Origin of the sequence: Collinsella sp. HCP28S3_G2 (assembly GCF_052065125.1) — a bacterium.
GTDB lineage: Bacteria > Actinomycetota > Coriobacteriia > Coriobacteriales > Coriobacteriaceae > Collinsella.
In genome coordinates this window covers 85,862-100,022 of the sequence record NZ_JBQHUO010000006.1, presented here as the reverse complement: position 1 = coordinate 100,022, position 14,161 = coordinate 85,862, and the positions used below count along the sequence as shown (strand labels likewise).

Annotated in this window: 10 protein-coding genes and 1 tRNA gene; 8 read left to right on the top strand and 3 right to left on the bottom strand. The window is 61.6% G+C overall.

Translation table 11 applies throughout. The features are described from left to right. Positions 1 to 324: 324 nt before the first annotated feature. Positions 325 to 399: transfer RNA gene (locus tag ACTNB2_RS05280), tRNA-Val, on the bottom strand. Between the two features lie 290 nt (positions 400 to 689). Here ACTNB2_RS05280 and ACTNB2_RS05275 point away from each other — a divergent pair. Together ACTNB2_RS05275 and glmM are read left to right on the top strand one after the other, a co-directional pair. After that, positions 690 to 1,712 (top strand): DMT family transporter, encoded by a 1,023-nt coding sequence (locus ACTNB2_RS05275; RefSeq protein ID WP_441044800.1) that lies wholly within the window; start codon positions 690 to 692, stop codon positions 1,710 to 1,712. 82 nt (positions 1,713 to 1,794) lie between these two features. Further along, complete coding sequence (glmM, locus tag ACTNB2_RS05270) at positions 1,795 to 3,126, top strand: phosphoglucosamine mutase (protein WP_154517601.1); 1,332 nt, start codon at positions 1,795 to 1,797, stop codon at positions 3,124 to 3,126. A gap of 205 nt (positions 3,127 to 3,331) precedes the next feature. Here glmM and ACTNB2_RS05265 read toward each other — a convergent pair whose 3' ends face one another. After that, positions 3,332 to 4,891, bottom strand: coding sequence for a carboxypeptidase M32 (locus tag ACTNB2_RS05265; RefSeq protein WP_441045726.1), 1,560 nt, complete (start codon positions 4,889 to 4,891; stop codon positions 3,332 to 3,334). A 505-nt stretch (positions 4,892 to 5,396) separates the two neighbouring features. On the opposite strand from ACTNB2_RS05265, the gene pheS reads away from it, so the two are divergent. The 6 genes from pheS to ACTNB2_RS05235 all read left to right on the top strand — a co-directional run bounded on the left by pheS (position 5,397) and on the right by ACTNB2_RS05235 (position 12,997). Then, positions 5,397 to 6,473 (top strand): phenylalanine--tRNA ligase subunit alpha, encoded by a 1,077-nt coding sequence (gene pheS, locus ACTNB2_RS05260; RefSeq protein WP_154517607.1) that lies wholly within the window; start codon positions 5,397 to 5,399, stop codon positions 6,471 to 6,473. Between the two features lie 181 nt (positions 6,474 to 6,654). Beyond that, on the top strand, positions 6,655 to 9,108 hold the full coding sequence (gene pheT / locus ACTNB2_RS05255) for a phenylalanine--tRNA ligase subunit beta (protein WP_441044803.1): 2,454 nt from the start codon (positions 6,655 to 6,657) through the stop codon (positions 9,106 to 9,108). Positions 9,109 to 9,354: 246 nt separating this feature from the next. Beyond that, positions 9,355 to 10,440 carry a cobalt transporter CbiM gene (gene cbiM / locus ACTNB2_RS05250; protein ID WP_441015616.1) on the top strand — a complete coding sequence of 362 codons (1,086 nt, stop codon included), beginning with the start codon at positions 9,355 to 9,357 and terminating at the stop codon, positions 10,438 to 10,440. Then, entirely contained in the window at positions 10,418 to 11,254 is an 837-nt protein-coding gene (locus ACTNB2_RS05245) for an energy-coupling factor transporter transmembrane component T (RefSeq protein WP_441045725.1), read from the top strand. Before cbiM ends, ACTNB2_RS05245 begins: the two co-directional genes overlap by 23 nt. A 44-nt stretch (positions 11,255 to 11,298) precedes the next feature. Continuing rightward, positions 11,299 to 12,069 carry an energy-coupling factor ABC transporter ATP-binding protein gene (locus ACTNB2_RS05240; protein ID WP_441044806.1) on the top strand — a complete coding sequence of 257 codons (771 nt, stop codon included), beginning with the start codon at positions 11,299 to 11,301 and terminating at the stop codon, positions 12,067 to 12,069. A 79-nt stretch (positions 12,070 to 12,148) separates the two neighbouring features. Beyond that, positions 12,149 to 12,997 carry a hypothetical protein gene (locus ACTNB2_RS05235; protein WP_441044808.1) on the top strand — a complete coding sequence of 283 codons (849 nt, stop codon included), beginning with the start codon at positions 12,149 to 12,151 and terminating at the stop codon, positions 12,995 to 12,997. On the opposite strand, the gene ACTNB2_RS05230 is transcribed toward ACTNB2_RS05235, so the two are convergent. Next, on the bottom strand, positions 12,994 to 14,067 hold the full coding sequence (locus tag ACTNB2_RS05230) for a hypothetical protein (protein ID WP_441044809.1): 1,074 nt from the start codon (positions 14,065 to 14,067) through the stop codon (positions 12,994 to 12,996). The genes ACTNB2_RS05235 and ACTNB2_RS05230 overlap by 4 nt on opposite strands. Between the last annotated feature and the right edge of the window lie 94 nt (positions 14,068 to 14,161).

Genomic DNA, 14,161 nt, shown 5'->3' with positions numbered 1-14,161 from the left:
TATGGGAAGGCTGTCCGGATGTGGCCGCGAGGCTTGCGAAGGCCAGATCGGGGCAGTCGCCAAGGCTGTTTGGGTGATTTTGGGGCTGATTGGGGCGATCGCCGGGGTTGTCTGGGCGACTTTGGGTGTGGCAGGGGTAATTGCCGGCGATACCGAAGCAACTTGGGGTCTGCCGGGATGATTGCCGGTTATGTAGAGGCGGTATCAGCCTCGATTGGGATGGTTATTGGAGCTGCCGAAGCGGTTTTGGGTGCCACGGCGCCCTTTTGGCTTATCAGATAAAACAAAACAGCCCAGAGGCATAGCCTCTGGGCTGCGAACATTTGGTGGGCGTTAGAAGATTTGAACTTCTGACCTCTTCCGTGTCAGGGAAGCGCTCTCCCCCTGAGCTAAACGCCCGATCAAGGGTGCGCAAGTGCGCAAGGGATAATATAACGGAGCTTGAACTCGGTGGCAAGAATATTTTTTAAAATCGCTAACGTTGTGGAATCAAAGGGCTTTGTCGCGCCCATTTTAAAAGAGCTCGCTGCCGTGATTTGGCTGTCGCATAATGCAAAGCCGTTGCGATGCCGAACCATGGAAGAGACGTCTGCGGAATTGTCCTACCGATAAGCGGACAAGCCCCCAGCTGGTGCCTTCGCCGTGGTAAGGTAAGCCGAATTGTTTCCAGGCTGTTTCGGGGGAGCGGGATGAGCAAAGAGCGTGTCGAGCAGGTCGAAGGCGCAGGGACTTCGGTGCCGATGACCGATATATCGAACATTGATGTGCCCGAGGGCACCGATGAGCTCAGCCGCAGCACCCGCCGTGCATGGCGCGACCGCCTCAACGACGCCCAGACGCGTAAGATGATCGTGGGCATGTTGGCTACGCTCGTGGGCGGCTCGTTTTGGGGCTTCTCGGGCACCAGCGCGAGTTTTTTGTTCGATACCTACCATGTCGATACGCTGTGGCTTATGAGCATACGACAGATTCTCGCCGGCCTGCTCTTTATGGCTGTGGTTGTCACGCGCGACCGCGCACGCCTGGTTAAGCTTTGGACGACGCCGGCCGACCGCAAGCAGCTGTTGCTCTTTACCGCCTTTGGCCTGCTGTTCAACCAGTTTTGCTATCTTTCGGCCGTGCGCCTGACCAACGCCGGAACCGCGACGGTCCTTCAGTGCCTGCAGCTGGTCATCATCATGGGATATACCTGCATCACCGATCGCCGCAAACCGCGCATGCGCGAGGTTATCGGTATTGGCCTGGCCCTGGGCGGCACCTTTTTAATCGCTACCGGCGGTGATCCCACCAGCCTGAGCATCTCGCCGCTCGGTCTGGTTTCGGGCCTTATGTGTGCGGTCAGCGCCACCTGCATGGCGGTGATTCCCGCCAAGATCCTGCCCGAATACGGCAGCCCCATCGTTACAGGCTCTGCCATGCTCACGGCAGGCGTGGTCTCGTGCGTTTTCGTACAGCCGTGGGCCCATATGCCGGCGCTCGATGCCGCCGGCGTCGAGGCGCTCGCGGTGTTTGTGGTCGTGGGCTCGTTTTTGGCGTACATGCTCTATATGCAGGGCGTCAAGGACATCGGCTCGGTGCGCGCGAGCCTCATCGGGACCGTGGAGCCGGTCTCGGCAACCATTACCAGCGCCGTTATGCTGGGCACGGTATTTTTGCCGACCGACCTTATCGGCTTTGCCATGATTATCGTAATGATGTTTTTAACGGTGTAGCCCCCGCGATTGCTATTAAAGGATAATGGGCTGGCGGCGCGTTGCTTTGGCGGCGCGCCTTTGTCTATAGAGAGGACCTCTTATGAAGTACTTTGGCACCGACGGATTTCGCGGCGAGGCCAACGTTGGGCTGACCGTGGAGCACGCGTACAAGATCGGCCGCTTTGTGGGCTGGTATTACGGCGCCAGGCGCGGGGCCAAGGCGCGCGTGATCGTGGGCAAGGACACGCGTCGCTCGAGCTATATGTTCGAGGCGGCGCTGGTGAGCGGTCTGGTTGCGAGCGGTGCAGACGCCTATATGCTGCATGTGATTCCTACGCCGGGCGTGGCGCACCAGACCGTGGAGGGCTGCTTCGATTGCGGCATCATGATCAGTGCGAGCCACAACCCGTTTTGCGATAACGGCATTAAGCTGGTCAACAGCGACGGCTTTAAGATGGACGAGGACGTGCTGGAGCTCATCGAGGACTACATCGATGGCAAGAGCGAGGTGCCGCTGGCCACGGGCAACCACATTGGCGCCACGGTTGACTACATGCAGGGTCGCAACCGCTACATTGCCTCGCTCATTGCAAGCGCGAACTTTTCGCTGCAGGGCGTCAAGATTGGCATCGACTGCGCCAACGGCTCGGCGTCCTCTGTCGCCAAGCCGGTGTTCGATGCACTCGGCGCCGATGTGCGCGTGATTAACGCCGCGCCCGATGGCTTTAACATCAATGTGGACTGTGGCTCCACGCATATGGAGCGCCTGCAGCGCCACGTGGTGGAGCAGGGCCTGGACGTGGGCTTTGCCTACGACGGCGATGCCGACCGCTGCCTGGCCGTGGACGAGCGCGGCCGCGTGGTCGACGGCGACCAGATTCTGTACGTGTGCGGCGTGTATCTTAACAAGCACGGGCGCCTCTCGGGCGGTACCGTGGTGCCGACGATCGCCAGCAACTTTGGCCTGATTAAGTCGCTGGAGCTTGCCGGCCTGAGCGCCGTGACCAGCGGCGTGGGCGACCGCCACGTGTATGCCAAGATGCGCGAGGGCGGCTACAGCCTGGGTGGCGAGCAGACGGGCCATACGATCTTTGGCGATATCGAGCGTACGGGCGACGGCATAATGACCTCGCTGCGTGTGATGGAAGTGATTCGTGCCGAACGCGAGACGCTTTCGCAGCTCGCGGTGCCGTGCAAGCTGCTGCCGCAGGCGCAGGTTGCCGTACGCGTGGCGGACAAGGATGCTGCGCTGGGCAACATGGGCGTGCAGGCCGCCATTGCCGAGGCCGAGGCGTCGCTGGCGGGCGAGGGCCGCGTGCTGGTGCGCAAGAGCGGAACCGAGTCGGTGATTCGCGTTTTGGCCGAGGCCCCCGACCAAGACGCCGCCGACGCCGCCATGAAGCGCATCGCCGCCGCGCTGGAGGCTCTGTAGTTACGCGGTTTTACCAAACCGCGTAACCGCTCGACGCTACAAACGGCCCCAAGCGGCAATCTGGCGTTCAATTTCAAGGGCGCGACCAGAAGGTCAGCGCCCTTTCATTTCACGTCACCTTGCTCGCTTGGGGCCGTTTTCGCTGACGTTGCCAAGACATCGACGTCAACATGGTTGGCGTTGGCGATGACATGCTGGTCAATCCTTACAGCTGGTACAGCGTGGTGAACTTGTCCTGCAGGTAGCTGCAGTAGTAGCGGGCATCGAATGCCATACCGCACGCGCCCTTGATGAGCTCCGGCGCGTCCTTGGCGCGGCCCCACTGCCAAATGTGCTCGCCCAGCCAAGCGCGGACGGGTGTCAGGTCGCCGCTCGCACAGGCGCCGTTAAGGTCGACGCCGTCGCGGCACATGGCCGGCACAAACATGGCATCGTAGGCGCTGCCCAGCGCATACGTGGGGAAGTAGCCAAACGAGCCGCCGCTCCAGTGCGTATCCTGCAGGCAGCCGCGCGTGTCGTCGGGAACAGGAATGCCCAGGTACTCGTCCATAAAGCGATTCCAAAGCGCGGGGATGTCCTTGGCCGTGGCTTCGCCGGCAAACAGCATGCGCTCAATCTCGTAGCGCACCATAATATGCAGCGGGTAGGTGAGCTCGTCTGCCTCGGTACGGATCAGCGACGGTTGAGCGATGTTCACGGCGTGGTAGAGCGTGTCCTCGTCCACGTTGACGTAGACCTCGGGCGCGTGACGGCGCAGCACTTCGAGCAGCGGGCCCATAAAAGCGCGACTGCGGCCTACGGTGTTTTCGAAAAAGCGGCTCTGGCTCTCGTGAATGCCCATGGAGGTGCCGCCCTCCAGACACGTACGCGCGTAAGCGGGGTTCACGCCCAGCTCGTACATGGCGTGCCCCGCCTCGTGGATGATGCTATAGACGTTGGAGATGCAGTCGTTCTCGTAGATGTGCGTGGGGATGCGCGCATCGCCCACCGAGAAGCCCTCGCTAAACGGGTGCTCGGTAAAGGCGAGCGTGGTGTCGTCCAGGTTAAGGCCGACGAGCTTCATCAGGTCGAAGCTCATGGCGCGCTGGGCGGCCTCGGGCACGCGGGCATGCAAAAAGTCGGCAGTAGGCTGCTGCCCGCGCTCGCCGATGGCGTGCACGAGCGGCACGACGGTGGCCTTGACCTCGTCACAAAACGCATCGAAGCTCTTGGCGGAAAGGCCGCGTTCGTACTGGTCGAGCCAAACATCGTATGGGTCGCGCTTGGGGTCCATGAGCTGGGCCTGATGCTTAAGTTGGGCGACGATTCTATCCACGTAGGGCTCAAAGCTCGCCCAGTCGTTGGCCGTCTTGGCCTTGTGCCACACGGCGTCGGCCTCGCAGGTAAGCCTGGTCCAGGCCTCGGCCTCCTCAGTAGGGATAACGCTTGCCTCGCGCTGGTCGCGGCCGAGCACACGGATCTCGTCGAGCAGCTGCGGGTCGTCGATCTTGCCGCCGGCGACGGTCTCGTGTGCCAGCGAGCTTACAAGCTCGATGGACTTTTTGCTGGTCAGGAGCTTGTGATGTTCGCCGGCAAGGGTGCCCATAGCATCGGCGCGGGCCGCAGCGCCGTTGGCGGGGGCAATCGTCGCGCCATCGAACTCGGCAATCTTGAGCAGGTACTCGCGGGTCCATAGTTTGCCTTCGAGCTTGCGGAGCTTCTTGATGCCCTTGCCCGCCTTGGCGTTCTTAGAGTCCTTGGCTTTCTTATCGAGTTTCTTTCCCATACCTATATCCTTGATCTCGCAGACCGGACGCCACGGGTGGGCGTGCGGCCAGTTTGCACAGCTACCTGCCTTGTACCCAGTGCGAACAAAACGGAACGCGGCGATATGCTCGCAGAATGTGTTATCCTATAGCCCAATGCGTTGACGGAGAGGGTTTTGCCCGCCGCGTCGCCGGCAAGAGAGGGAAGGTCATGGGCTGCAAGCCTTCCTGCGGTGGCAAGGGCCAAGCGTTCACTCCCGAGCAGCAACCTCAACGGGCGCGCGGCCAGCGGCGGCGAAGCCCCAGTAGGGAAGCCGTGAGCCTCGCGATAAGGGGTACAGAGTGGGCACGGCGGGCCAGACATCCGCCGGGTCAAACAAGGTGGTACCGCGGAATTCAACCGTCCTTGGGCAATGCACATGCCCGAGGACGGTTTTTTGTTACCGAATCGGGCCGCGTTTTTGCAACGCCAGACGGCGGCAGTCGTCCTGGCGAGCGGGGAACGCGAGAGACGAAAGGGAAGACATGAGTCTGATTGATGATCTGGTCAAACTCGAGGAAGAGGCCAAGGAGCTCGTCGCAGGCGCCGACGACGCCGCCAAGCTCGAGGCTGCGCGCGTTGAGCTGCTCGGCCGCAAGGGTCGTATTACCGGCCTGATGCGCATGATGGGCAAGCTCGCCCCCGAGGATCGCCCCGTGATGGGCAAGCGCGCCAACGAGATGCGCCAGCTGATCGAGGGCATGCTCGACGAGCGCACCACCGAGATGAAGGCTGCCGCCCTCAAGCACGCACTGGAGCACGAGGCCGTCGACATCACGCTGCCGGGTATCCGTCCGCAGATCGGCCACCAGCACCTGATCAAGCAGATTATCGAGGAGGCCGAGGATATCTTTAGCGGTATCGGCTACACCGTCGAGTCCGGTCCCATGGTCGACACCTCCTACTACAACTTCACCGCGCTCAACGCCCCCATGGACCACCCGAGCCGCTCGGCCCGCGACACCTTCTATGTGGTCGACAACAATCCCGGCAGCGTCGCGCACCCCGAGGCGCATGCCCACGGCGAGTCCGACGTGCTGCTGCGCACCCAGACCTCGGGTGTGCAGATTCACACCATGGAGTCGCAGAAGCCGCCCATCTACATGATCTGCCCGGGCACCGTCTACCGTCCCGACACGGCCGACGCCTGTCACCTGCCGCAGTTCAACCAGATCGAGGGCCTGGTCGTCGACGAGGGCATCACCTTTGGCGATCTTAAGGGCACGCTCGACTACTTTGTTAAGTGCATGTTTGGCGAGGACCGCAAGACGCGTTACCGCCCGCATTTCTTCCCCTTCACCGAGCCTTCCTGCGAGGTGGACGTGAGCTGCCACGTCTGCGGCGGCAAGGGCTGCAACTTCTGCAAGCACAGCGGCTGGATCGAGATCTTGGGCTGCGGCATGGTCGACCCCAACGTCCTGATCAACTGCGGCATCGACCCCGAGAAGTACACCGGCTTCGCCTTTGGCATTGGCGCCGAGCGCGTCGCTGCCCTGCGCTACGACCTGCCCGACCTCAGAACGCTCATGACAGGCGATATGCGTTTCCTGAATCAGTTTTAAGTTGACCTGTCCCGGCGGCTTCCCGAGCCACCGCACCTTGCCCCTCAAACCGTCGCTTGCGTACCCAAGTACGCGGCGCTCCTCTTTCGGGGCAATCTGCGGCACCTCGGAAACCCGTCTCCGTAGCTGGAGTTTTCCGTCTGTTTATTGCAGACGTTACAGATGAAAGGAGACCAGTTAGATGCGCGTTTCTTACGACTGGCTCAAGACCATGATCGATATTCCGGAGGATCCCAAGACCCTTTCGGACGAATATATCCGTACCGGCACCGAGGTCGAGGCGATCGACACCGTGGGCGAGTCCTTCGACCACGTGGTGACTGCCAAGGTGCTTACCAAGACCCCGCACCCCGATAGCGACCATATGTATGTGTGCTCGGTCGACGTGGGTGACAAGAACCTCGACGCCGACGGCAACCCCGCTCCGCTGCAGATCGTCTGCGGCGCGCAGAACTTTGAGGCCGGCGACCACATCGTCACGGCCATGATCGGCGCCGTGCTTCCCGGTGACGTCAAGATCAAGAAGAGCAAGCTTCGCGGCGTCGTGTCCATGGGCATGAACTGCTCCGCGCGCGAGCTCGGCCTGGGTGGCGACCACTCCGGCATCATGATCCTGCCCGAGGATACGCCCTGCGGCATGCCGTTTGCCGAGTATGTGGGCTCGAGTGATACCGTGCTCGACTGCGAGATCACGCCCAACCGCCCCGACTGCCTGTCCATGATCGGCATGGCCCGTGAGACCGGTGCCATCTTCGACCGCGATTTCCACGTTGAGCTGCCCGCCATCAAGGCGGAGACCGGCCGCGCGACCGACGACGAGCTTTCGGTCGAGATTGCCGACGAGGGCCTGTGCGACCGCTATGTCGCCCGCATCGTGCGCAACGTGAAGGTCGGCCCCTCGCCCGACTGGATGGTCAAGCGCCTTAACGCCCTGGGCGTGCGTCCGCACAACAACATCGTCGACATCACCAACTACGTGATGATGCTCACCGGTCAGCCGCTGCACGCTTTTGACCTGGACACCTTTGCCGAGCGCGAGGGCAGGCGCCGCGTGGTGGTTCGCGCCGCCCAGCAGGACGAGAAGTTCACGACCCTCGACGGCGAGGAGCGCACGCTCGACGCCGGCATGGGCCTCATTACCGACGGCGAGCGCCCCGTGGCGCTGGCCGGCGTTATGGGCGGCATGGATTCCGAGATCGAGGACGACACCGTCGACGTGATGGTCGAGAGCGCCTGCTTCGACGCCGGCCGTACCTCGCACACCAGCCGCGACCTGTCGTTGATCTCCGACGCCTCCATCCGCTTTGAGCGCCAGGTCGATGAGACCGGCTGCGTGGATGTGGCCAATGTCGCCTGCGCGCTCATCGAGGAGATCGCCGGCGGCGAGGTCGCTCCCGGCTACGTGGATGTGTTCCCCGCGCCCAAGACCATCGACAGCATCAAGCTGCGCCTGGCCCGCGTGCACGCCATCTGCGGCGCCGACATCGAGCCCGATTTTATCGAGCGCTCGCTCACCCGCCTGGGCTGCACCGTCGAGCGCGACGGCGAGGACTTTATGGTTACCCCGCCGAGTTTCCGCCCCGACCTGCCGCGCGAGATCGACCTGATCGAGGAGGTCCTGCGCCTGTGGGGCATGGGCCGCGTGACGGCGACCATCCCGGCTGCCAAGAACCACATCGGTGGTCTGACCCGCGAGCAAAAGCTTACCCGCAAGGTCGGCGAGATCCTGCGCGCCTGCGGCCTCAACGAGACCACGACCTTTGGCTTTGCCGCGCCGGGCGACCTGGAGAAGATCGGCATGTCCACCGAGGGCCGCGGCTGCCCCGTGGTACTTATGAACCCGCTGGTGGCCGAGCAGACCGAGATGCGCCGCTCGCTGCTGCCGGGCCTGCTGCAGTCTGTGGCCTATAACGAGGCCCATGGCACGCCCAACGTGCACCTGTACGAGGTCGGCAGCCTGTTCCACGGCCGCGAGAACGCCAGCCTGCCCAAGGAGACTAAGTCCGTGGCGGGCGTGCTCTCGGGCCAGTGGAGCGAGCAGTCTTGGAACATGAAGTACCGCAAGCTGCGTTTCTTCTTTGGCAAGGGCATTGTCGAGGAGCTGCTCGCCCAGCTGCGCATCGAGAAGGTTCGCTTCCGTCCCGTCGAGGGCGAGGGCTATGCCTTCTTGCAGCCGGGCCGTGCCGCCGAGGTTCTGTCTGGCGGCACCGTGCTGGGCTGGGTCGGCGAGATCCACCCCGAGGCGCGCGAAGCCGTGGGCATCGACGAGGTCGTCGTTGCCTTTGAGCTCGACCTGGACAAGCTGATCAAGGGCGCCCGCAACCAGGAGAACTACCGCGAGTTCTCGCAGTACCCGGCTGTTGAGCACGATCTTGCTATCGTGGTCGACAACTCCGTGACTTGCGAGGACCTTGAGCGCCGCATTACCAGTGCCGGCGGCAAGCTGCTCGAGGGTGTGCGTCTGTTCGACGTCTACCGCGATCCGGTCCGCGTGGGCGTGGGCAAGAAGTCCATGGCCTTTGCGCTTACGTATCGCTCCGACGACCACACGCTTACCAGCGAAGAGGTCGAAAAAGCGCACCAGAAGATCGTCACCAAGGTGTGCAAGGGCGTAAACGGCGAGGTCCGCGGCTAGGTCCTGCACTGGGGTATGGGTCAGCGGTGGCTGCTGCCGAGCCTTACGTGACTGCTATCCTCGGTATAAGGCACTGCTGAGCCTGCATATATGACACGCGCATTGCATAACGGCGTGCTGCTTTGTCGGCAGTGCGCCGTTTTGCTATGATAGCCCGTGGCGTGTTACGAATCTGACAATACGTAACACTGGCAAGGTGATTTAAGCGGCGTTGTAATTCTGTGCGCCGATAACCGGGAGGCGTACATGCACATTCCAGATAATTATCTGTCCCCGCAGACCGATGCCGTCATGGCAGTGGCGATGGTCCCTGTGTGGGTTCACTGCATCAAAAAGGTGCGCGCCACGCTCGATCGCGAGCATATGGCGTTTCTGGGTATCTGCGCCGCGTTCTCCTTTTTGCTCATGATGTTCAACGTGCCGCTGCCCGGCGGTACCACGGGTCACGCCGTCGGCGGTGCGCTCATCGCGCTGCTGCTGGGCCCGGAGGCCGCGGCCATCGCGGTTTCGGTCGCGCTGGCGCTGCAGGCGCTGCTGTTTGGCGACGGCGGCATCCTGTCCTTTGGCGCCAACTGCTTTAACATGGCCTTCGTGCTGCCGTTTGCCGCCGCTATCGTGTTCCGTGCGCTCAACAGCCGTTTGCACGACAAGAGTTGGGGCACCTCGGTTTCGGCCGTCGTAAGCGGTTGGGTCGGCCTGTGCCTGGCGGCCCTGTGCACGGCGATCGAGTTTGGTATTCAGCCGATGTTCTTTACCAACGCTTCGGGCGCTCCGCTGTACTGCCCCTTCCCGCTCTCTATTGCCATTCCGGCCATGATGATCCCGCACATGTTGGTAGCCGGCGTGGTCGAGGGCGTGGCGACGGCCGCCATCTACGGTTTCATTAAGAAGACGGCGCCGAGCGTTATCGTCGGGCCCGAGGCCGCCGATGGCCAGCTTGCTGCCGAGGGTGCTGCTGCCAAGAAGACCTCGCTGGTCCCCACGCTCATCCTGGTCGCCGTGCTTGTCGTGGCCACGCCGCTCGGCTTGCTGGCCACCGGTGACGCATGGGGCGAGTGGGACGCTGAGGGCGCCGCGACCGCCGTTCAGGAGGCTGGTGACGACAGTCTGCAGACTTCGGTCGGTCTCGATACCCCGACCTTTGCCGATGCCCTGCCCACGGGCGATTATCTGCAGGCCTATTCCGAGGAGCAGGGCCTTGGCTTTGCCGGCCAGGCCGCGATGTATATTCTTTCGGGCGTGATTGGCGTGGCGGTGCTCACCATCGCCTTTCGCCTGATCTCGCTGACGGTTAAGGAAAGCGGAGCCCATGGCGACGGTCGAGCTGCCTAGCTGGCTTGCGGTCGAGCAGCGATACGAGCCCCCGCGGGCTCGGCATCGTGTGATGCAAAAGAATGTCCTGCACCTGGCGAGCCTGCTTGAGCGGGTTCGCCTAGGTGGCGGCGTGCATAAGGGCGGGTCGATTATCGACCGCGCCCTTTCTGCCGTTTCGGCGCCAGTGCGTTTGGTGGGGATGTTCGTCTGCGTCCTGTGCGTATGCCTGACGCAGAGCCCGCTGTACTTGATGCTGATGACAGCGATCGCGTTGGTGCTCGTTGCGGTGCGCCCCGTACGCGGGCTGCGCGCGACCTTTGTGCCGGCGTTGGCTGCCGCGGGGTTTGCCGTGGTTTTGGCGCTGCCGGCCCTGCTGCTGGGTGCTTCTGCCACGGGCGCCATGCTCAAGATTGCGCTCAAGACATTCATTAACGTGACGCTGGTGCTGGGTGTTTCGTGGACGCTTACCTGGAGTCGCATGTCGGCGGCGCTTAAGATGCTGCACCTGCCCGACGAGGTTATCTTTACGTTTGATATGGCGCTCAAACACATCGAGGTGCTGGGTCGCACGGCGCACGACCTGTGCGAATCGGTCATGCTTCGCAGTGTGGGCCGCGCGCCTGCAGGATTTTCGCGTACCGATTCGATCGCGGGTATCATGGGCATGACCTTTATCAAAGCGATGGAATGCAGCCGCGCGATGGACGAGGCTATGCTTTGCCGCGGTTTTGCCGGCGCATATCCGGCGCCTACACGGAACGGCTTTGGCTGGCGCGACGCGGTCTATGCGGCCGTTGTGGTGCTGCTCGCCGTGTTGTGCGCGGTGCTGTAGCGGGGGCGGTCAAGCCGTCGATGTGAACAGGGAAGGGCGACGTTTTGGCAAACGATACAAATGGTGCGATGGGTGCGAGCGGTGCTGCCGGCGCCAAGGCCACGCCGCTCATCGAGTTTCGTGACGTGGTGTTTTCCTATGCGGGCCATACGGTGGTCGATAGCGTGTCGCTGCAGGTTAATCGCGGTGAGCTGGTTGCGCTGCTTGGACCCAACGGCTGCGGCAAGACGACGATCATGCGGCTTATCAACGGCCTTGAGCTTGCGGATGCGGGTACGTACCTGTTTGATGGACATGTGGTCGATGCGGCATATCTCAAGGATTCCGCGACGGCCCAGCGGTTCCATCAGCGCGTGGGCTTCGTGTTCCAAAACGCCGATGCACAGCTCTTTTGCGCCACGGTCGGCGAGGAGGTCGCGTTTGGCCCGGCTCAAATGAGGCTTTCGGCGGACGAGCTCGGGCGCCGCGTCCGTGATGCCATGGAGCTGTTTCAGGTTGCCGATCTGGTCGATGCTTCGCCCTATCAGCTTTCGGGCGGGCAAAAGAAGCGTGTGGCGCTGGCTGCCGTCGTGTCGATGAACCCCGATATTCTGGTGCTCGACGAGCCTACCAACGGACTTGACGAGGACTCTTGCGACATCGTGGTCAACTTTCTACTGGCTTATGTTGCTGCCGGTAAGACGGTCTTGATGAGCACGCATCATCAGGATTTAGTACGACGTCTTGGGGCCCGTGCGATTTATATCGATCGATATCACCACGTGGTCGAGGCTCCCGTGCCATCATATGGAACCGAAAACGGTGCAGCAGAATAGTTGCCGCATAGTGGGGTTGCGGCCGCGCACGTGACTTGCTGCGAATGGTATAGTTATCCGGGTTTTTACGGGGGTAGCTATGCCAAGCTGGAATATTCATATCGCTCAGACGGAACGACTTCTGGCGCGTGCCGGCGCGCTTGCCGATAACGTGCGCGACCGCAATGCCTTTTTGTTTGGCAGCGTGGTTCCGGACATTTTTGTGGGGTACATGGTTCCCGGTATTGCCGACCCCATCCCGTATCGCATCACGCACTTTGCCAAGCCCGAGCCCATTCCTAAGCCACGCGAGCATGAGTTTTGGGACACCTATGTGGCGCCGTTGCTTAAAGGTGCGCCGGCGGGTGCGCCGGCTGCAGCGACCTCGATTGTCGAAGAGCGTGAAAGGCTCAATCGGGTGCACTATCCGCAGCGCTACAAAGACGCCGAGCCGGTTGACGGCCCCGGCGCCGCCGAGTTTTCGCTCGCGCCCGATAACGTGGCGCAGTCGCTGCTCGATTTGACGCTGGGCGTTTGGTCGCATCTGGTGGCCGATACCGTGTGGAACACGCGCGTGAACCAATATCTCGAGGCGCGAGGCGGCAAGCCGTGCGAGGAGTTCCGCATTAAGAAGCAGGGAGACTTTGACTGGTTTGGCAAGACGCTCGGCATCGTTTCTATCCCGCGTGCGACCGATCGCCTCTATACCGCGGCGGCCCAGTTTGGTCAGTATTCGATTCCACAAGAGTATGTGCTCAAGACCATTGGCGTTATGCACGAGATTGTGCGCGAAAACCCCGGCGATCCGGATCATCCGCCGTACCGTCTGCTGACCGAAGAGTTCTTTGACGCAACGTTTACCGAGGTCGTCGAGCTAACCGAGGCGGGTTTTGCCGCCCGCGTTGCCGCTTCTGACGTCCCCGCAGTCCCTCTGATCGCTAGCTGCTAGCCGGCTGACTTCGCGGTGAACAGTTCATCCCAATTGACCAACAGCTCCCGCCGAAGGGTTTCTGCGGCAGTGAGTTCCAGCTTAGATTTTGGAACGTAAGGGAGTCCCGCCTTTTTATGAATTAGCTCGGCGATGCTGTTAAAGCTCTTCGTGTCCTTGATTTGATCATAGGTTATCTGGATAGCGTCATAGCCCATGCTTGTGAGGGCGGTGGTGCGCTCGGCATCGGAGAGGCTCGCGGCTTCGCTGTCATGGGCGGAGCGGCCTTGGCATTCCAGAATGACGCCCATGCTGTCGGTGCTGCTCTCTATGAGGATATCGGCGTAGCAGCAGGTTTTGTCATACAGTGAGCGTGCGGCGTCGCTGAGTGGGATGCGCACGTTGTTTGCGATATTGATGCCCATGCCGCCGTCGTTGCGGGGGAGCGAGACAAGCATGGAGGTCTGTACTTCGAAGGGCGAGGCGGTCTGTCCCGTCATGTGCTCGGCCGCCCAGCCCAGTTGTTTAACGCCGCGCAGGCCTGCGGCCTGCTTGGCGAACGCGGCGATATCCGCTGCGGAAAGAAGCGGCGTGCGCTTCCACAAGTTGGTGTCATTGCCCTTGGTGTCGACAACACGTTTCCAACCACAGTCGGGCGGAATGAGCTTAAGCGAAATTGCTTCATCGAGCTGCTGCTGCGCCCGTTTACAAGGCGTGAACACTGCAAAGGAGCCGCACATCTCGTAGCAAGCCATGAGTAACTGGTTGCGTGAGACCTGCGTAGCAAGGTTGAGCAGCGTAAACTCGGGCGACGTGACATCAAATCCATGCTCAGTCTGCCTAAACGACCCAGGAGGCGGCTCTTGGGTTAGCAGACGGCTATGAAATAGCTTTCCGTTCGCGCGCTGTTTTCTTTCGCCCACGAATCTCCAGACTGGTGTGCCGAGCAAGTCTTTAAATACTGGTTGTTTTGAGTAATGCACCAAGCGATGGTCATGGTCGGGCGGCAGGATTGCCGGATAGAGTCCCAGTATCTGGGGCGGTATGCGATAGTACTGAAAAGCCGTGGGTCCGCAGGCAAGAAATGACATAGCGATCCGATCGTTTGAGCGTAGTTTGGGCTAGAAAAGCTATCGGTTTCGGAAGTGCGGGGAAAAAGACAAACAGGTCAACCACAAGCGGTAT